The 17,300-nt window shown below is 67.5% G+C and carries 15 protein-coding genes and 1 riboswitch; of the genes, 6 read left to right on the top strand and 9 right to left on the bottom strand.

Annotated elements, in window-relative coordinates; translation table 11 throughout:
• Positions 1–338: 338 nt before the first annotated feature.
• Entirely contained in the window at positions 339–1,496 is a 1,158-nt protein-coding gene (locus AC1RM6_RS20405) for a ThuA domain-containing protein (protein WP_493104588.1), read from the bottom strand.
• Positions 1,497–1,669: 173 nt separating this feature from the next.
• Between AC1RM6_RS20405 and AC1RM6_RS20400 the strand changes: the two genes are divergently transcribed.
• Genes AC1RM6_RS20400 through AC1RM6_RS20385 form a run of 4 tightly spaced genes read left to right on the top strand, consistent with a single transcriptional unit; the run spans position 1,670 to position 6,164 of the window.
• A complete protein-coding gene (locus AC1RM6_RS20400; RefSeq protein WP_493104587.1) occupies positions 1,670–2,620 on the top strand; it encodes a sugar phosphate isomerase/epimerase family protein in 951 nt (316 codons plus the stop codon).
• A gap of 2 nt (positions 2,621–2,622) precedes the next feature.
• Entirely contained in the window at positions 2,623–3,999 is a 1,377-nt protein-coding gene (locus AC1RM6_RS20395; protein WP_493104585.1) for an MFS transporter, read from the top strand.
• A 3-nt stretch (positions 4,000–4,002) separates the two neighbouring features.
• Positions 4,003–5,241 carry a Gfo/Idh/MocA family protein gene (locus tag AC1RM6_RS20390; RefSeq protein ID WP_493104584.1) on the top strand — a complete coding sequence of 413 codons (1,239 nt, stop codon included), beginning with the start codon at positions 4,003–4,005 and terminating at the stop codon, positions 5,239–5,241.
• A complete protein-coding gene (locus AC1RM6_RS20385) occupies positions 5,238–6,164 on the top strand; it encodes a sugar kinase (protein WP_493104582.1) in 927 nt (308 codons plus the stop codon). The genes AC1RM6_RS20390 and AC1RM6_RS20385 overlap by 4 nt, the downstream gene beginning before the upstream one ends.
• A 24-nt stretch (positions 6,165–6,188) precedes the next feature.
• On the opposite strand, the gene AC1RM6_RS20380 is transcribed toward AC1RM6_RS20385, so the two are convergent.
• From AC1RM6_RS20380 to AC1RM6_RS20350, 7 genes are all read right to left on the bottom strand, one after another.
• Positions 6,189–6,887: a dienelactone hydrolase family protein gene (locus AC1RM6_RS20380; RefSeq protein WP_493104580.1), complete on the bottom strand. Its 699-nt coding sequence runs from the start codon at positions 6,885–6,887 to the stop codon at positions 6,189–6,191.
• 68 nt (positions 6,888–6,955) lie between these two features.
• Entirely contained in the window at positions 6,956–7,846 is an 891-nt protein-coding gene (locus tag AC1RM6_RS20375; RefSeq protein ID WP_493104578.1) for a TauD/TfdA dioxygenase family protein, read from the bottom strand.
• A 92-nt stretch (positions 7,847–7,938) separates the two neighbouring features.
• The gene (locus AC1RM6_RS20370) at positions 7,939–8,922 is read right to left on the bottom strand and encodes a DUF6925 family protein (RefSeq protein ID WP_493104577.1); all 984 of its coding nucleotides are present in this window, start codon (positions 8,920–8,922) and stop codon (positions 7,939–7,941) included.
• An 11-nt stretch (positions 8,923–8,933) separates the two neighbouring features.
• Positions 8,934–9,701 carry an ABC transporter ATP-binding protein gene (locus AC1RM6_RS20365; RefSeq protein WP_493104575.1) on the bottom strand — a complete coding sequence of 256 codons (768 nt, stop codon included), beginning with the start codon at positions 9,699–9,701 and terminating at the stop codon, positions 8,934–8,936.
• Positions 9,698–10,684, bottom strand: a complete 987-nt coding sequence (locus tag AC1RM6_RS20360; protein ID WP_493104574.1) for a FecCD family ABC transporter permease — start codon at positions 10,682–10,684, stop codon at positions 9,698–9,700. The genes AC1RM6_RS20365 and AC1RM6_RS20360 overlap by 4 nt, the downstream gene beginning before the upstream one ends.
• Complete coding sequence (locus AC1RM6_RS20355) at positions 10,681–11,586, bottom strand: ABC transporter substrate-binding protein (RefSeq protein ID WP_493104572.1); 906 nt, start codon at positions 11,584–11,586, stop codon at positions 10,681–10,683. Before AC1RM6_RS20355 ends, AC1RM6_RS20360 begins: the two co-directional genes overlap by 4 nt.
• On the bottom strand, positions 11,586–13,520 hold the full coding sequence (locus tag AC1RM6_RS20350; RefSeq protein ID WP_493104570.1) for a TonB-dependent receptor plug domain-containing protein: 1,935 nt from the start codon (positions 13,518–13,520) through the stop codon (positions 11,586–11,588). The genes AC1RM6_RS20355 and AC1RM6_RS20350 overlap by 1 nt, the downstream gene beginning before the upstream one ends.
• Positions 13,521–13,699: 179 nt before the next feature.
• Positions 13,700–13,946, bottom strand: a riboswitch (cobalamin riboswitch).
• A 115-nt stretch (positions 13,947–14,061) separates the two neighbouring features.
• Between AC1RM6_RS20350 and AC1RM6_RS20345 the strand changes: the two genes are divergently transcribed.
• Complete coding sequence (locus tag AC1RM6_RS20345; protein ID WP_493104568.1) at positions 14,062–14,316, top strand: hypothetical protein; 255 nt, start codon at positions 14,062–14,064, stop codon at positions 14,314–14,316.
• A 163-nt stretch (positions 14,317–14,479) separates the two neighbouring features.
• Here AC1RM6_RS20345 and nikR read toward each other — a convergent pair whose 3' ends face one another.
• Complete coding sequence (gene nikR, locus AC1RM6_RS20340) at positions 14,480–14,947, bottom strand: nickel-responsive transcriptional regulator NikR (RefSeq protein ID WP_493104566.1); 468 nt, start codon at positions 14,945–14,947, stop codon at positions 14,480–14,482.
• Between the two features lie 188 nt (positions 14,948–15,135).
• On the opposite strand from nikR, the gene AC1RM6_RS20335 reads away from it, so the two are divergent.
• Positions 15,136–17,133, top strand: coding sequence for a TonB-dependent receptor (locus AC1RM6_RS20335; protein ID WP_493104564.1), 1,998 nt, complete (start codon positions 15,136–15,138; stop codon positions 17,131–17,133).
• Positions 17,134–17,300: the final 167 nt, after the last annotated feature.

Genomic DNA, 17,300 nt, shown 5'->3' with positions numbered 1-17,300 from the left:
GTCGACCTGACCCAGCCGGTGGCATGACCCGTTCACCATGTCCCCGAACGCCGTCTACCTTGTACCCGGTCTAAACAACTTGTTGCGGGGGCCATGGCTATCGCCGCGCAGGCCGCCCCCGAGGGGCAAACGCACCTTCACGGCTCGCTTTCCCCCAAGCCATGGCGCCCGACTTGCCAGCCATGGACCCCGCAACAAGTGCGGGGCGACGGGTTTAAGTCAGCGCCTATGAGCGCAGGCTGGCATCCATGTCTCGCTCGGTATGCAGCGGCACCGAATAGGAGAGAGACATGGACCCCAGCCTTCGCTGGGGAGACGGTTTTGGGGTGCCCGCGCCTCTATTTCGCAGCCACCTCTTTACCCATCACGCACCGGGTCGCGCCTTTGCCCGCGGCCCAGCCGATCGCCTGCTCGAGCAGCGTCACCACATGGGCCTCCGAATAGGTCTCGGGCCGGTGGCCGATCGCCGAGTAGAAGGACCGGCCATTGCCGACGCAGCGGGTCCAGGCGATCGGGTGATCGGCACCCATGCCGATGTCGCGACCCATCTCCTTGGGCGAATAGCTGCTCTCGTCGAGCGTCGCGACGACATGCGCGCCGGCGCTGCGCGGGTTGCTTTTGAACGAGTACCATTCGTCGCTCATCGTCCATTCGCCGGGCAGACCGGCGGCGATCGCGTTCTTCGGATCGTCGATCTTCACCCGTGCATCCTGGAATTGCGGGTTGAGCGGGTGGCCGAGGAAGCGCGCGCCGATCAGCCGGTCGACATACCAGTCCCAGAAGGTGGCGGGGTCGCCACCCGATCCGTGGACCCCGACGAAACCGCCGCCGCCCTCGATATAGCCGCGCAGCACCGCGCGCTGGCGCAGCGTCAGCACGTCGCCGCTGACATTGTTCCAGATCACCGCGTCGAACTGTTTGAGGATCTTCGGATCGATCGCGCCGCCCTTGTCGGTGACCACCAGTGCCCAGCCATGGCGCTTCGCCATCGCCTCGAAGGCGGCGCGCGCCGCCTCGACCGAGGGGCCGTCGCGAAAGCCGGTCATCTTCTCGAACAGCAGCAGCCGCGGCTTGCCCGCGGGCACCGTGATCGCCGGCCGATCGACATCGTAGCGGGCACAGCGCGCGATCTTGTCGGCGGCGGTCACCGGCACCGCGTGCAGCGCCTTGTCGAGCGCCACCAGCGGCGCCTGCGACGACCGCTTCAGGTCGACCAGCGTGCGCGGGGTCAGGATCGCGGCGAAGCTCGGTGCGGTCGTCCCGAACATCCGCGGCGGCAGCGACTTGAGCAGGTCCGGCGCCTCGCGGTCGATCGCCGCCTTGGCTGCCGGGTTGAGCAGCACGTCGATCAGCGGTGAATCGACCGAATAAGGCTGTTCGCGCATCGGGCAGTCGATCGTCTGCGCCACCACCGGGGCCGCAAGAGCGAGGCCGGCGGCGATCAGGATTTTGGATGCTATGCGGATGGGCGCGGCAAGGCCGGCAGGATCGATCATGGTTCAGGCCCTCTCCAGCCTCTGGTTATCCGATCGGCATAGCATCCGGCGCCGGTGAAGCGTCGAATTTCTGTGCCTAAAATCGGTAAGACCAGTATTTGCAAAACGGTCCGACAATAGCTAGTCCATTTTTTGAAGCATCTCGATCGATGCGCGGCAAAAGAGGGGCTGGGATGACCGACAGGCGAAATGCGACGGGGGTGGAGATGCTCGATCGCCGAACCTTGCTGGCCGGTGGCGGCGCGCTCGCCGGGCTGGCGCTGGTGCCGGGATCGGCGCTGACCGCGCGCAAGGCCTGGCCGCGGCCGCTGGCGATGACCGACATCACCCTGCGCCGCGAACTCGCCGCCGATTTCGCCGGCACGATCGGCGCGCTCGCGAAGATCGGCTACACCCATTTCGGCAGCCGGATGCGGCGCTATGTCCCGTCCGAGCGGCCCGAGCTTCCCGCGGCCGAGAAGGCGCGCATCCTCGCCGATGCGGGGATGAAGGCGGGGGTGGCGCGGCTGACGACGCCGCGACCCGACGCCCCGGCCGAGGATTCGATCGAAGCGCAGATCGCCGACGCGCGCATCTTCGGCGCCAGGGTCGTTGCGGCGCCTCCCGCGCATATCTTCCTTGCGGTGACCGCCAGCGGCTATAGCCGGCACGAACCCACCCCGGACGAGCTCGGTGCCTATATCGCCGAACTGGGCGTGCTCGGCCGCCAGGTGTCGGCGGCGGGGATGCGGCTCGCCTACCACAACCATGATTTCGATGCCGCGCTGGTCGGCGGGGTGCGCGCGCTCGACCGGATGATCGACGAGAGCGATCCGCGCCATGTCGCGTTCGAACTCGATCTCGCCTGGGCGCATCTCGCCGGCTACGACGTGCTCGCGCTGGCGAAGCGGCTCGGCCGTCGGCTGGTGTCGCTCCACGTCAAGGATGTCGATCCGAAGCCCCGGCCCAATCCGATGGCGCGAATGACGACCCCGGGCGCGGGCGAAATGGACTATGCCGCGCTGCTGCCCAGGCTCGCGCGCCTCACCGACGCGTTGATGGCGGTGGAAGTCGACACCCCGCGCGACGGCATGGCGGCGGCCCGCGACGGCTATGCCTTCATCGCCCGCACCCTGTCCGCCTGACCATGGCCGATCCGATCCCGATGGCGGGCGAGACCCGCGCGCGCGGCTGGTGGCACGAGGTCACCGCCTATCAATGGCTGGTGTTCGCGATGACCGCGGGCGCGTGGATGTTCGACAATCTCGATCAGCGGCTGTTCTCGCTCGCACGCATTCCCGCGCTCACCGACCTGATGGGCGCGGGCGCGACCCCGATCGAGGTCCAGGCCTTCGCCAAGAATGCGACCGCGCTGTTCCTGATCGGCTGGGGGATTGGCGGGCTGACGATCGGTGCGCTCGGCGACCGCCAGGGGCGGGTGCGCTGGCTGACGATCACCATCCTGATCTATTCGCTGTGCACCGGCGCGACCGCGATCTGCCGGACCCCGATCGAATTCGCGCTGCTGCGCTTCCTGACCGGGATCGGCATCGGCGGCATCTTCGGGCTCGCGGTTGCGATCCTCGCCGAATCGGTGTCCGGCGCGGCGCGGCTGGCGCTGCTCGCCCTGCTCCAGTTCGCCTCGACGATCGGCAATATCGGTGCTGCGCTGGTCAAGATGGCGGTCGACACGATCGCGGCGGGCGGCGCGATCGACCCGGCGCAGAGCTGGCGCTGGCTGTTCGCGGTCGGCGCGCTGCCCGCGCTGATCGCGGTGGTCTGCGGCTTCTATGTCCGGGAGTCGCCCGCCTGGCTGGCGCTGCGCGACGCCGGTGAACTCCCGAAGGGCTGGTTCGGCTCCTATCGCGAACTGTTCGCCGACCGGCCGTCGCGCCGCAACCTCGCGATCGGCACCGCGCTGGCGGTGACCGGGGTGGTCGGGCTGTGGGGGATCGGCGAATATGCGGTCGACCTCCAGCATGCGGTGTTCACCAGCTATTACAGCGCGCGCATCCCCGTCGCCGACGTCGCGGGCGCGGTCGCCTCGGCCAAGAACTGGAGCTATTTCCTCCAGATGGGCGGTGCGGCGCTCGGCATGCTCGGTTTCACCTGGATCGCGCATCGCTTCGGCCGGCGCCCGGCCTTCCTGATCGGCTTCACCGCGGCGCTGGTGATGACGGTGTTCGTGTACTGGCATCTCGAGACCCCGGCCCAGGCCTATTGGATGATGCCGCTGATGGGCGCCGCGCAGCTCGGGCTGTTCGCGGGCTTCTCGATCTACCTGCCCGAGCTGTTCGGATCGCGCACCCGCGGCACCGGCGTCTCCTTCGCCTATAATCTCGGCCGGTTCGCGGCGGCCGGGGGCAGCTATGTCTCGGCGCTGCTCACCACCAGCCTGTTCGCCGCTTATCCGTCGCCGGCGCCGTTGCGCTATGCGGCGATCACGATGTGCGCGGTGTTCCTGATCGGCATCGTCGCCGCGGCGCTGGCCCCCGAGACGCGCGGCAAACCCCTACCGGAGTAGCATATGACCCGCACCGCCCCCGTCAGCGGCACAGCTGTCCGCATCGGCATCATCGGCACCGGCTTCGCCGCGCATTTCCACCTCGCCAGCTATGCCAAGGTTTACGGCGAGCGCTTCGAGATCGTGGCGCTCGCCGGCCGCAATGCCGGCGCCCGCGCCGCGCTCGCCGGCCAGCACGGCATCCCCCGCCAATATGACGATGCCGATGCGCTGCTCGCCGACCCCGATATCGACGTCGTCGACATCTGCGTGCCCAACGCGCTCCATGTCCCGCTGATCCTCGCCGCGGCGCAAGCGGGCAAGCACATCATCTGCGAAAAGCCGCTCGGCGGCTATTTCGGTGGGCCCGACGCGCCCGACGACTGGACCGCCGACGGTGTCCCGCGCGCGGCGATGCTCGACGCGGTGCTCGCCGAGGTCCAGGCGGTGCGCGCCGCGATCGAGCGGGCCGGGGTGACCTTCTGCTATGCCGAGAACTGGATCAGCGCGCCGCCGATCGTCAAGGTCGACCGGCTGATGGCGGCCAGCGGATCGGCGATCCTGCGGATCGTCGGCGAGGAATCGCATTCGGGCTCGCACGGCGCCTATGCCAAGCGCTGGCGCAGCGCCGGCGGTGGATCGCTGCTGCGGCTCGGCGTCCATCCGATCGGCGCGGCGCTCCACCTCAAGGCGGCCGAAGGGCTGCGCCGCGACGGCCGCGCGATCCGCCCGGTCGCGGTTAGCGCCCAGGTCGCGCGGCTGACCGACATCGCCGCATTCCGCGCCGACCGGCGCCGCCACCTCGTCGACGACTGGGTTGATGTCGAGGATTGGGGCAGCGTCACCGTCCGCTTCGACGACGGATCGGTCGCCCAGCTCACCTCGACCGACACCCATATGGGCGGCATTCGCAACATGCTGACCGCGCATGGCTCGCGCGCGCAGGTCACCGCCAACATCAACCCCAACACCAGCTGCCAGGCCTTCACCCCCGACGGCGCCTATTTCGCCGACGAATATCTGGTCGAGAAGACCGAGACCAAGGAGGGCTGGTCTTTCCCCGCGCCCGACGAAGACGCGGTCACCGGCTACCCCGAGGAACTGCGCGACTTCATCCACGCGATCGCCACCGGCGGCCAGCCGCGATCGGGGCTGATGCTCGCCTGCGACGTGATGCTGGTGGTCTATGCCGCCTATCTGAGCGCCGACGAGCGACGCGAGGTTGATCTTCGCCCGCATTTGCAGCCATGGGGCGATCCATGACCAACAGCGCACCCCGGATCTGCTTCGTCGGCGAAGCCATGCTCGAACTGTCCCGCAAGGGCGATGGCTGGCAGCTCGGCTATGGCGGCGATACGCTCAACACGTCGATCCATCTCGCCCGCTACGGGCTCGACGTCGCTTATGTCACCGCGCTGGGCGCCGACCCGTTCAGCGACGAGTTGCGCACCACCTGGGCCGCCGAAGGGGTCGACACCGGGCTGATCCTCGCCGATCCCGATCGCATGCCGGGCCTCTATGCGATCCGCACCGACGACACCGGCGAGCGCAGCTTTTCCTATTGGCGCGGCGAGAGCGCCGCCCGCCATATGCTCGACCGGCCCGAGGCCGATGCGATGCTCGATGCGGTCGCGGGCGCCGACCTGCTCGCCTTCTCGCTGATCACCCTTGCGATCCTGCCGCCGGCCGGGCGCGAACGCCTCTATGCGCTGTGCGCCGAGGTGCGGGCACGCGGCGGTAAGGTCGCGTTCGACGGCAATTACCGGCCGCGGCTATGGCCCGACGTCGCCACCGCCCGCGCCGCGCGCGACCGTGCGATCGGCTGTGCCGATATCGGCCTGCCGACGCTCGAGGATGAGATATTGATCGACGGCGATCACGAGGCCGAGGTCGCGGCCGCCCGCTGGCATGCGCTCGGCATCCCCGAGGTGGTGGTCAAGCTCGGCGCCCGCGGCTGCCTCGTCGAAGGCGGGGCGATCGTGCCGGTGCCGGCGGCGGTGCGGGTGGTCGACACCAGCGGTGCCGGCGATGCCTTCAACGCCGGCTATCTGCGCGCGCGCCTCGCCGGCGCCGATGTGCATAAGGCGGCGCTGTCGGGCCACCGCCTCGCCGGCTGGGCGATCGGCCACCCCGGCGCGATCCCCGCGAAGACCGACGATGCGCCTTATGGCGAGGCGCTGGCCTGATCGCAGGTCAGGTGATCCGGCGCGTTATGCGCCGAGCTGCTCGGCCAGAAAGGCCCAGGTCCGGCCATTGGCCAATGCTGCGGCCTCGGCGTCGTAATGGGCGCCATTGTGTCGCGCGAAGGCATGGCTGCAGCCGGCATAGCCATAGACTGTCGCGGTCGGGACATCGGCCAGCGCTGCCTTGATCGCTGCCTGCGCCTCCTTGCTGATGAACTCGTCCTCGTCGGCGAGGTGCATCAGCAGCGGCGCGCTGATCGCGCCGGCCTCGTCGAGATAGCGTTCGGTGTCGCCGCCATGATAGGCGACCGCGGCGTCGACGTCGTGGCGCGCGGCGACCAGATAGGTCATCAGTCCGCCGAGGCAGAAACCCATCACCCCGACCTTGCCCGATGCGCCGTCGAGCGTGCGCGCGGCCGCGACCGTCGCGGCGACGTCGCCCACGCCGGCGTCGCGGTCATAGGCCATGTAGAGCGCCAGCCCCTTCTGCCATTCCTCTTCGGACCATGCACTCAGATCGACCCCGCGCTCCTGCCGCCAGAACAGGTCGGGGCAGATCGCGATGAAGCCATGATCGGCGAGTTCGGCGCAGGTCGCGCGCATGTCGTCATTGACCCCGAACACCTCGTGGAGAACGATGACGACCGGTGCGGGTTCGGCGGCCGGTCGCGCGACATAGGCCGAGAAATCGCCGTCGGCGGTCGAGATGCTGATCGTCTGTGCCATGATATCCCCGGAATCGTCATGCCCGCGCCGAGCCTATCAGCCCGGCGCGAACGCGGCGAGGCCGTTTGTCAGACGATCGGTTCGAGCATCTTCGCCAGCGACGCCTCGGTCGCGACATGGCCGGGCTTCTCCTTGCCGGCGATCGAGGTGCGGTGCATCACCCGGCCGGTGTCGGTATAGGGCACCACCCGGTGCATCAGCCCCTGGTTGTTCCAGATCACCAGGTCGCCGACCTGCCATTTGTGGGTGTAGACGAAGTCGGGCTGCGCCGCCCATTGCTGCAGCCGCCACAGCAGCGCGCGGCCATGCGGGCCCGGCTGGCCGACGACGCCGTCGGCATGGGTGCCGAGCAGCAGCGACTTGCGGCCGTCCTCGTGCGTCCACACGATCGGATGCTCCATCGGCGGTGCCATGCTGCGCCAGCGCGCGACCCGTTCCTCGGGCGGGATGCCGAACACCGGGCGCACCGATGCCTCGATCGTGTGGATAGCGCGCAGATTCTCGATCTGCGCCTTCTCGTCGTCGGGCAGCTTGTCATAGGCGGCATAGAGATTGGCGAACTCGGTCGACCCGCCCTCGTCGGACAAGGTGCGTGCCGACAGCACCGTCGCCTTGGGCAGCGGTATGTCCATCGTCACCCCGTCGATATGCCAGAAGAAGGTGCCGAGCACATAATCGGGCTCGGTGTTGACCTTGCGGTCGAGGGTGATCTTGTAGACGTCGGCGGCGGTCACGTCGGACCCGGGGATGCGCCGGGTGAAATTGACCCGGTCGCCGAGCGCGTCGGTGAAGGCGAGCTGTTCGGCGTCGCTCAGCGCGATCTGCGGGAACACCAGCACCCCGCGCTCCTCGAGCGCGGAGCGCACCGTTTCGACGACATCGCTATCGCACAGACGCGCCCGCTCGACATCGACGGTAGCGCCGACCAGCGGCTTGATGGGGGTGATGGTGACGCTCACGTTTATCCTCGCCTCGAATTTTGCTGAGACAGTGTACAGCAAATTTGGGCGCGTCGTCGAGTCCGTCGTTCGGGGCCAGGACGAGGCTGGCGTCAGGCCTCCTCGCCTTCCTCGGCGTCGACGGACGCGCGATCGTGCAGCGCACGCCATGGTGCGGTTCGCCTGTCGCCGATCGCGGCCAGCCGCCGCAGGACGATCCGTGCCTTGGTTCGTCCGCGGCGGGTGTCGGGCCATATGGCGAATTCGGGGGTGGCGCCGCGCTCGATTGCGGCGGTCACGCCCTCGGCGACCCGTTTGTCCTCGGGCAGGCCGAAGCGATCGAGTAGTGGCGCGAAGGTCGTGTCGATCGCCGCATCGAACGGGTGACGCTCGCCCAGCATCGTCCGCCAGGGCGAGCGTGGATGCAGTGACAGTGCCGACTGCCAGCCGTCGGGGATCGGCACGTTCGCCGAATGGGGCCGGTCCTTGACGACGAGCTTGGGCAGCAAATGGGTATGCGGCCCGATCGGCGATTTGCCGTCGGCGGGTGGGATCGGCTGGAATATCTCGATCCGGCCTGCCGGTGACAGCAGCACCCGGTGCGGCTGGGCGCGTAAGACCTCGGCTATCACACCGGCAGCCGACAGCAGCGCCTTGTCCTCGACACGGTCGAGCGCCGCGATCAGCGCGTCATCCGCCGTGCGCAGGCACATCCGCACCGCGCCCGATCCGACCCCGAGATCATAGAGCCGGTCGCCGCGGTCGCGATCGCGGATCGCCGCGTCGTCGGCGCCCAGTGCCGCGATCGTCCGGTTCGCGGTTGCCGGCCGCTCGACGCAGAACGCCAGCGCATGGCCCCAGCTTTCGCCGTCCGCCGACAGGCTGTCCCAGGCGATCGGGCGCAAATCGGATGCGGGCGCGATCCGCATGGCCCCGCGAGCGGTCGCGATCTCGATCAGGCCCGGCGCCGTTCGGATATCGGCGGGCTCGTCGGCGTCGCGGATGAACTCGCCGATCGCACCGAAGCTGCCGATGCTCCAGCCGTTGCCCGGATCGGTCGCCAGATCGGCGAGCAGGTCGAAATGGATCGATGACATGATGTCTCCCATCAATCGAGGAAGCGGATCGCGGCGCCGTCGCCATCGCGGACGAGGCGGACGCGGACGTCGTAGAGTTCGCCGAGGAGGGTTTCGGTCATCACCTCGGTGACCGGGCCTGCCGCGATCAGCCGACCGGCGCGGATCGCGACGATGTCGTCGGCGAAACGCAATGCGAGGTCGAGATCGTGGATCGCCATGATCACCGTGCGGCCGGCATCGGCCCGCGCACGCAAGCGCTTGGCGGCGTCGATCGCATGGCGCGGATCGAGCCCCGCGGTCGGTTCGTCGACGATCAGCAATTCGGGATCGCCGACGATCGCCCGCGCCAGCATCACCCGCGCCAGTTCACCGCCCGACAGGCCGGTCGCCGGGCGCGTGCGCAGGTCGATGAGGTCGCACGCGGCCAATGCTTCGTCGATCGCCGGCCGCATCGCCTGCGGCAGATCGCCGAAGGCCGGCAGCGACGGCGTCAGGCCGAGCGCCACCACCCGTTCGACGCTGATCGGCCATTCGACCCCGGCACGCTGCGGCAGATAGGCGCGGCGGCGGGCGAGAAGCCGGCGGCCGATCGCCGCGAGCGGTTCGCCGCCCAGTTCGACGCGGCCGTCGACAGGCGCCAGCAGCCCGGCGGCGACCTCGATCATCGTGCTCTTGCCCGCGCCATTGGGGCCGATCACCGCGGTCAGGCGGCCGGCGGCGAAGATCGTCGTGATCTGCTCGATCACCACCCGGTCGCCGCGCTTCGCGCTGACCGATCGCAGAGCGAGTGCGCTCATGCCGTCTTCCTCCGCACATGCAGGACGAGCCAGAGGAAGAAGGGTGTCCCGATCAGGCTGGTGAAGACGCCGACGTTGAGCGGCGCGCCGCCGAAGACGAGCGTCCGGGTCGCGATGTCGGCGAAGGTCACGAGCACCGCCCCGGTCAGCATGGCCGGCACAAGCATCTTCCGCGGCTGGTGGCCGACCAGCGGCCGGATGATATGCGGCCCCATCAGGCCGACAAAGCCGACCGAGCCCGATATCGAGGTTGCCGCGCCGACCGCCAATGCGGTGCCGAGAAGCGCGAACAGCCGCGTGCGGGCGATCGGAACCCCCAGGCTTTCGGCCTGGGTCTCGCCCAGGGCCAGGGCGTCGAGCGCCCGCCCCGTGGTCAGCAGGAGCAGGATGCCGGGGATCACGAAGGGCAGGGCCAGCCACACATGATCCCAGCTGCGATCGGTCAGCGATCCCATCAGCCAGGTCATGATCTCATAGGCGGCATAGGGATTGGGGGCGAGGTTGAGCGCGAGCATCACCAGCGCCGTCGAGATGCTGCTGATCGCGACGCCGGTCAGGATCAGCGACAAGGTGCCGCCGACGCGCGACAGGATCAGTGCGATTCCCGCCGTCGCGAAAGCGCCGGTCAGCGCGAACAGCGGCGTCGCCAGGGCGAAGCTCGTCGCGAACCCGAAATAGATCGCGATCACCGCCCCGAGCGACGCACCCGAGGTGACCCCGAGCAGGCCCGGTTCGGCGAGTGGATTGCGCAGCAGGCCCTGCAGGACCGCCCCCGACAAGCCCAGGCTCGCGCCGATCATGATCGCGAGGATCAGCCGCGGCAGTCGAATCTCGCCGACGATCAGGCTCGGGAGGGTCGCATCACCGGAGAAGAGCGCGCCGAAGGCCTGGCCGGGCGAAAGCCACACGGTCCCGGCGAGGATCGACATCGCCGATGCGCCGGCGAGCAGCGCGATCAGCAGGGGAACAAGCCAGCGGTTCATAAAGTCCTCGTTGGCGCGAAGGGCAGCGGGGCGCGGATGCGCGCCGCGGCCGCGCGCAGTTCCGTGCGCAGGCTGAAAGCGGCATCGGCGACGAACGGCGTCCCGCAGACATAATAGGCCTGGCGGATGGTCAGCGTGCGCGGACCATCCCAATAGCGGCGGACCAGCGGATGCCGCTCGACATTGTCGCGCAGACCCGGCTTGCGCCCCAACCCGGCGCCTTTGACCAGCAGAGTCGGTGCGGTCTGGAGCAGGACTTCGACATCGGGGCGGCCATAGCTGCTGGCAGGCGGCGTGTTGGCGACATTCACCGCACCGGCGGCCTCGAGCACGGCATTGTAGAGCGACCCATCGCTGGCGTTGAATCCGGCGCCATCCCAGGCGGCGACCCGCAGCCGGGGGCCCGGATGGCGGGCCAACTCGGCGAGCCGGCGGTCCATGCGCGCGATCAGCGCCTCGCCGCGCGCCGTTTCACCGAGCGCGGCGGCCAATTGGCGGGTGATCCGCCTGATGTCCTCGAAACTCTCGGCATGGTCGATCTCGACCATCGGATAGCCGAGCCGTTTCAGCAGGGCGCGTGTCGCGGGGGTGGTGAAGCTCCCGGCGACCACCAGATCGGGGCGCTGCCGGACCACCTCTTCGGACAGGCCATGGTTCATGCCGACCCTTGCGGCCGCGCGATACATCAATGACCCGTCGGGATTGCGCGACAGCCAGGTGACCGACGCGATCCGCCCGGGCGGCAGCAAGGCGAGAACCAGCTGGTCGGTGCACTGGTTCATCGACATGACGTGCATGGGTTTCGCGGTGCGTGCCGGCATGACACGCGGCTGCGCCGCACTGCCGACCGAAGTCGACAGTGCGGCGGCGAGCAGGCCGGTCCTGAACCCGATCCGCGTCATCAGAAGCGGACGCGGACGCCGCCATAGGCCGCGCGACCGGGGGTGGCGAAACTGAACACCTCCTCATATTGCTCGTCGAGCAGATTTTCGACCCGGCCGAAGATCGAGATTTTGTCGGTCAGCTTATAGTCGGCATTGAGGTTGATCAGCACATATTCCTGAAGCGACACGCTGACCGGGATATAGCTGGGGTCGGTGAAGGCGACATCCTGCTGGCGCCCATTGTAGCGCGCGGTGAAGGTTCCCGAGAAACGTTCGTCCTTGCTGAAGATGGTGACATTGAGGCTGCCGATATAGTCGGGCCGCCGTACCTCGACCGCGCCATTCTCACGCGCATGCAGCCAGGTGAACGCGGCATCGATCTGGAGCCGCTGGATCGGCCGCGCCGAGGCGAAGACCTCGAGGCCGCGCTGCTTCGAGTCGGTCGTGCGGTTGCCCGGCGTCGCGACGAAGGTCGGTGCCGGATAGGTGGTGTAGATCTCGTCGGTCAGCTTGCTGTCGAACCAGGTCGCGCCGATCGTCGCCTTGTTGCCGGCGAAGCTCTGGTCGATGCCGGCTTCCCAGCCCTTCGACTTTTCGGGCTTGAGGTTGGGGTTGCCGATATATTGGCCGTCCGAATAGCCATAAAGCTCGAAATAGCCCGGATTCTTGACGCCGGTGCCATAGGCGCCGCGGATGCGGGTGCCGGTATCGAACTTGTAGCTGGCCTCGCCCCGCCAGGTGGTGACGTCGTCGAAGCGGTCATTCTCGTCGCGCCGCACCGAACCGCCGAGCGACAGCGCGTCGTTCACCACGACATTATATTCGCCGACGATGCCGACATTGTCGGTGTGCCGCTTGCCCTGGAAGGCGAAGGAGAAAGGCGTAAGATTCTGGAACTGTTCGCGCTCGACGTCGATGGCGGCAGTCAGCCGGTGCCTGATGCCGTCGGTGCCGAAGCGGAACGTGCTTTCGAGCGATCCCTTGTAGCGCTGACCCTTGTCGCCATAGTCGAAGCTGCCGGCGTCATAGCCCTTGCGCCTTGTGTCGGCGATCTGGCCGCTGAGCGCGGTCGTCCAGCGCCCATCGAGCAACGAAAGCTCGCCGCGGACCAGCCCGTAAAAGGCCCGGTTCCTGTAATAGGTGCCGGGGCTGTCGACGGTATAACCGAACAGCGGGCTCGCCGGATTGCTTTCGCTGTTGTTGGTGTCGGCGTCGGTATAGCTGTAGCGGCCTACCGCGGTCAGCTTGAAGATCTCCGACGGCGTCCAGATCAGCTTGGCGCTGGCGCCGACACTGTCCGATCCGACATCGCGGGTGCCGAAGCGCGCGGTCGGCGTTCCACCGGTGTGATAATAAGACGACGACAGCGCATAATCGAGGGTGCCCGAGACACCGGCGACCCGCGCCGCGGCGCTGCCGGTCTCGAACGATCCGCCTTCGGCGCGCAGGCTGACGCCCGGCGCCTCGGCGCCGGTCAGGGTGATATATTGGATGACGCCGCCGATCGCGTCGGAGCCGTAGAGTGCCGATTGCTGGCCGCGCAATATCTCGATCCTGGCGGCGTCGTCGGCGATGAGCGTACCGAAATCATATTCGCCATAATAGGGATCCGACGCCTTGATGCCGTCGATCAGGACGAGGACATGATTGCCCTCGCTGCCGCGCAGGCGCAGTTGGGTCAGGCCGCCAACCGCGCCGGTGCGGTTGACCGCGACGCCGGGGACGTCGCGCAATATGTCGGAGACGATGCGGGTCTGGCGCTGGTCGAGTGCCTGGGCATCGAGCACCGTAATCGATCCGCCGAGCTGACTGACCGGCACCGCGTCACCCGATCGCGACGCAGTCACGACGATCGTGTCGCCGCTGTCGTCGGTGGTCGGCTGGGTGGGATTGCCTTGTGCGAAAGCGGGCGCCGCCATCAGGGCCAGCGCCGAAACCAGAGACTTGTTCATTCCATTACCCCCGTCGGCGTCACACGACTTCGGGCGGGGGCGTGCCGTTCTCGAACGGTCGGCGGCCTGCATCGACCGGACGCCATGGGCGGCCGACGCACGTCTCCGATGCGGCCCCAGCCGCTCGTTCGTCGCTCAGACGGAGTTCACCGTGCCGCGGCCATCCCCTGGACCAAGGCAAGAGCGACCAGACGCCGGCAGGTCTCCTGGCTCACGGGTCATCGCTTGATGCATGGCCTTCCCAGGCCTCGCATGACTTAGCGTCCGGCCCAGTGGCTGGCGGCTCGGGCGTCATGCCCGTCCGCACCTATGCATCGCGCTCACCGCTTACAGTTGCAGGGACAGCTGCGGATTTGGACGGCGAACCATCCGCACCGCATTCCCGTTTTAAGCCCCTTTCGGGGCACCGGCGCGATCTTCGCCCGTTCGCGGAGGCTTCTCCACCAACGAGCGGGTCGGCGGATAATCGAGATCATGCGGCGGCGCAAGCCGGTATAGAATTGCCCTCGGCCGGGCGCTGCCATGTGCGGGCAAGGGCTGGGTGGCCACCGCGATTCATGGTAATCAGATGTTCGAGGCCATAAACGCGGCTGCACCATGCATTCGGAAGGCGGCCGTCATGATGAGAAACGCATCTTTCGGACTTATTGCCGGTGCCGGCATCGGACTTTTGTTAGGAGCGATACTTGGCGATGCCGGTCTCGGTCTGATCGCAGGCGCTGGCATAGGTGTCGTGCTCGGCGCGGGTGTTCCGGTGCGAAAGAATGACAGCGATATGTTCGGGCCCGAAGCCTGAACTGCCGGAGCGATTGGTCGGATATCATCGTCAGCGGATGTTAAGCCAGTTGAGCTAAGCACATGATGTGGGCCGCGCTGCCGTCGTGGCCTGCGGAGGTTGCGTTCGCGTCGCCTGGTGGCGCCGCCCCCCGGCGGCGTCACCGAAGCGCTTCCATCGTACCTCAGTTGAGCGGAGACAGATGCGCCACGCCGTCATGGGCATGATCGGTGCCGTCATGATGATGATGGGTTTCGACCATCAGCAGATTGACCGATCCCGATCGCACCCCGCGTTCGGCCCTCACCTGATCGGCGAACGATCGCACGGCGACCGTCGCTCCCTTCAGCATCACGCTTTCCATCGTGTGGAAATGGTCGAGTCGTACCGCCGTGCTGGCGGCGACCAGATCATGATGCGCGTGCTGCATTTCGGCCAGACGCTGCGCGAGCGTGCGGACGCGGCGGTCGAACACATAGGAAAGATTGGCGACGCAATATTCGCCCTGGGCGCTTTCCTCGCGCCAGCGCTCGATGCCGTCGCGCACCAGGTCGCGCACGGCTTCGGAACGCGTTTCATAGCCGCGGTCGCGGCGGATCTCATCGAGCGCGGCGTTGAGCGCATCGCTGAGCGATATCGTGATCCGTTGCATCCTGTCCCGTCGCAGTTCGGAGGAACCGGCAGCATACGTCATTTGGCGGATGGGAGAAGCGTTGCCGTAGTGTAAGCAATGAGTATAAATTGTTCATACGGGGGGCATGTGTGGCGATAGATCGACCAATCGGGATGCGGCACCTCGCGGGCTTGATGTTCGCGGCCACGTTCGGTCCGATCTCGCCAGTGGAGGCTCAGGTCGCGACCGCCGAGGCCGACAGGCCGGCCGATGGCGACATCATCGTCTATGGCCGGGCGCTCCCGCAGATCGGTACCGCGACCTCGGGCTCGCAGGGCGTGATCGGCTATAAGGATTTCGAGGACAAGCCGCTCAGCCGGGTCGGCGAACTGGTCGAGAATGTTCCCGGGGTGATCGCCACCCAGCATTCGGGCACCGGCAAGGCCAACCAATATTTCCTGCGCGGCTTCAACCTCGACCATGGCACCGATTTCGCCGGCTTCGTCGACGGGGTTCCGGTCAACCTGCGCACCCATGGCCATGGTCAGGGCTATCTCGACCTCAATTTCCTGATCCCCGAGCTGGTCGAGCGGATCGACTATCGCAAGGGGCCCTATTTTGCCGATGTCGGCGATTTCTCGGCGGCCGGCACGGTCCGCTTCACCACCGCCGACCGGCTCGACCGGCCGATCGCCGAGGCGACGATCGGCAGCTATGGCTATTATCGCGCGCTCGCGGCGGGCAGCGCCGCCGTCGGCGACGGCGATCTGCTGGTCGCGCTCGACGGCACCCGCTCCAACGGCCCGTGGGACCTCGACGAGGACCTCAGGAAGGTCAACGGGCTGGTCAAACTGTCGCAGGGTACCGGCGACCATGGCTGGAGCCTCGGCCTGACCGGCTATCATGCGAGCTGGAAGGCGACCGACCAAGTGCCCGAACGCGCGATCGACAGCGGACTGATCGGACGATGGGGCAATATCGACCCCGCGCTGGGCGGCCGGACCACCCGGATCGGATTGACCGGCAACGCCCATCTCGGCGCGACCGAGATCAACCTCTACGGCGTCTATTACCGGTTCGGGCTCACTTCGAACTTCACCTATTTCCTGAATGATCCCGTGAATGGCGACGAGTTCCAGCAGCGCGACCGGCGCGGCCAGTTCGGCGGATCGATCCGGCACAGCCTGTCGACCAGCATCGGCGGCATGCCGGTCACCTTCACCGCCGGCGGCGAGGGGCGTTGGGATCATATCGGCAGGATCGGTCTCTACAGTGCGATCGCGGGCACCACGAGCGGCACCGTCCGCCAGGACAAGGTCGATGAAGCCAGCGGCGCGGTCTATGGGGAGGGCACCGCATCGCTGACCGAGCGATTGCGGCTGACACTGGGCTTGCGCGGCGATCTCTACGGCTATGACGTGACCGCGCAGACGCTCGCGGCCAATTCGGACAAGGGTTCGGATGCGATCCTCAGCCCCAAGGCGGCGCTTGCCTGGCGCGCGGCCGACCATCTCGAATTCTACGCCAATTATGGCGAGAGCTTCCATTCGAACGACGTCCGCGGCGCCAGCATCCGGCTCGATCCGGCGACCGGCGACCCCGTGGATCGGGTGCCGGTGCTGGTCAAGGCACGCGGCTACGAACTCGGCGCCCGTGCCGAATTCGCGCGCTTCACCGCCTCGCTCGTGGCTTATCGCCTCAGCCTCGGCTCCGAACTCGTCTTCGTCGGCGACGGCGGCAGCACCGAGCCCAATGCCGCGACCCGGCGCTATGGCGCCGAGGCCACCCTGTTCTGGCGCCCGACCGGCTGGCTGACCCTCGACGCATCGGCGGCGGCCACCCATGCCCGTTTCCATGGGGTGGCCGCCGGCGAGAACCGGATTCCCAATTCGGTCGACAAGGTGATCTCGGCCGGCGCCGCGGTCGATGTCGGCCGGGGTGTCACCGCCTCGCTGCGCCTGCGCCATTTCGGCGCGGCGCCGCTGATCGAGGACGACAGCGAGCGGTCGAGACCGACCACCCTCGTCAATCTCGGCACCTATTATACGGCGGGCCGGATCAAGATCGGGATCGATCTGCTCAACCTGTTCGACTCGAAGGACGCCGACATCAGCTATTTCTACGCGTCGCGCCTTGCCGGCGAGCCGGCCGGGGGCGTCGAGGGCCGCCATATCCATCCGGTCGAACCGCGGCAGCTGCGCGTGTCGTTGCGCTACGCGCTGTGAAGTGCGGTCGCCGTTCCACCGGACATAATAGTGCCGCCGGGTAGGAATGGCGGATTCTCGCCGATGCAATCGTCTGCAAAATGTCCCGGAAAATAGTTGATCGGCTACTTCGCTGGGATTGCAGCGATCTTGAAGACAATTCGGCGTCCCATGACGAAGCATGTCCC

The sequence above is a fragment of the Rhizorhabdus sp. GW822-FHT03C02 genome (assembly GCF_058801765.1).
The sequence above is the reverse complement of the archived record's forward strand: the minus strand, read 5'-3'. Positions and strand labels throughout refer to the sequence as shown.

What these genes read in the sequence shown, in the direction of transcription:
- AC1RM6_RS20390 (WP_493104584.1), top strand. Translation starts at nt 4,003, where the DNA reads ATGACCCGCACCGCCCCCGTCAGCGGCACAGCTGTCCGCATCGGCATC.
- AC1RM6_RS20350 (WP_493104570.1), bottom strand. Translation starts at nt 13,520, where the DNA reads ATGAACAAGTCTCTGGTTTCGGCGCTGGCCCTGATGGCGGCGCCCGCT.
- AC1RM6_RS20380 (WP_493104580.1), bottom strand. Translation starts at nt 6,887, where the DNA reads ATGGCACAGACGATCAGCATCTCGACCGCCGACGGCGATTTCTCGGCC.
- AC1RM6_RS20355 (WP_493104572.1), bottom strand. Translation starts at nt 11,586, where the DNA reads ATGACGCGGATCGGGTTCAGGACCGGCCTGCTCGCCGCCGCACTGTCG.
- AC1RM6_RS20365 (WP_493104575.1), bottom strand. Translation starts at nt 9,701, where the DNA reads ATGAGCGCACTCGCTCTGCGATCGGTCAGCGCGAAGCGCGGCGACCGG.
- AC1RM6_RS20360 (WP_493104574.1), bottom strand. Translation starts at nt 10,684, where the DNA reads ATGAACCGCTGGCTTGTTCCCCTGCTGATCGCGCTGCTCGCCGGCGCA.
- AC1RM6_RS20370 (WP_493104577.1), bottom strand. Translation starts at nt 8,922, where the DNA reads ATGTCATCGATCCATTTCGACCTGCTCGCCGATCTGGCGACCGATCCG.
- AC1RM6_RS20400 (WP_493104587.1), top strand. Translation starts at nt 1,670, where the DNA reads ATGACCGACAGGCGAAATGCGACGGGGGTGGAGATGCTCGATCGCCGA.
- AC1RM6_RS20385 (WP_493104582.1), top strand. Translation starts at nt 5,238, where the DNA reads ATGACCAACAGCGCACCCCGGATCTGCTTCGTCGGCGAAGCCATGCTC.
- nikR (WP_493104566.1), bottom strand. Translation starts at nt 14,947, where the DNA reads ATGCAACGGATCACGATATCGCTCAGCGATGCGCTCAACGCCGCGCTC.
- AC1RM6_RS20405 (WP_493104588.1), bottom strand. Translation starts at nt 1,496, where the DNA reads ATGATCGATCCTGCCGGCCTTGCCGCGCCCATCCGCATAGCATCCAAA.
- AC1RM6_RS20395 (WP_493104585.1), top strand. Translation starts at nt 2,623, where the DNA reads ATGGCCGATCCGATCCCGATGGCGGGCGAGACCCGCGCGCGCGGCTGG.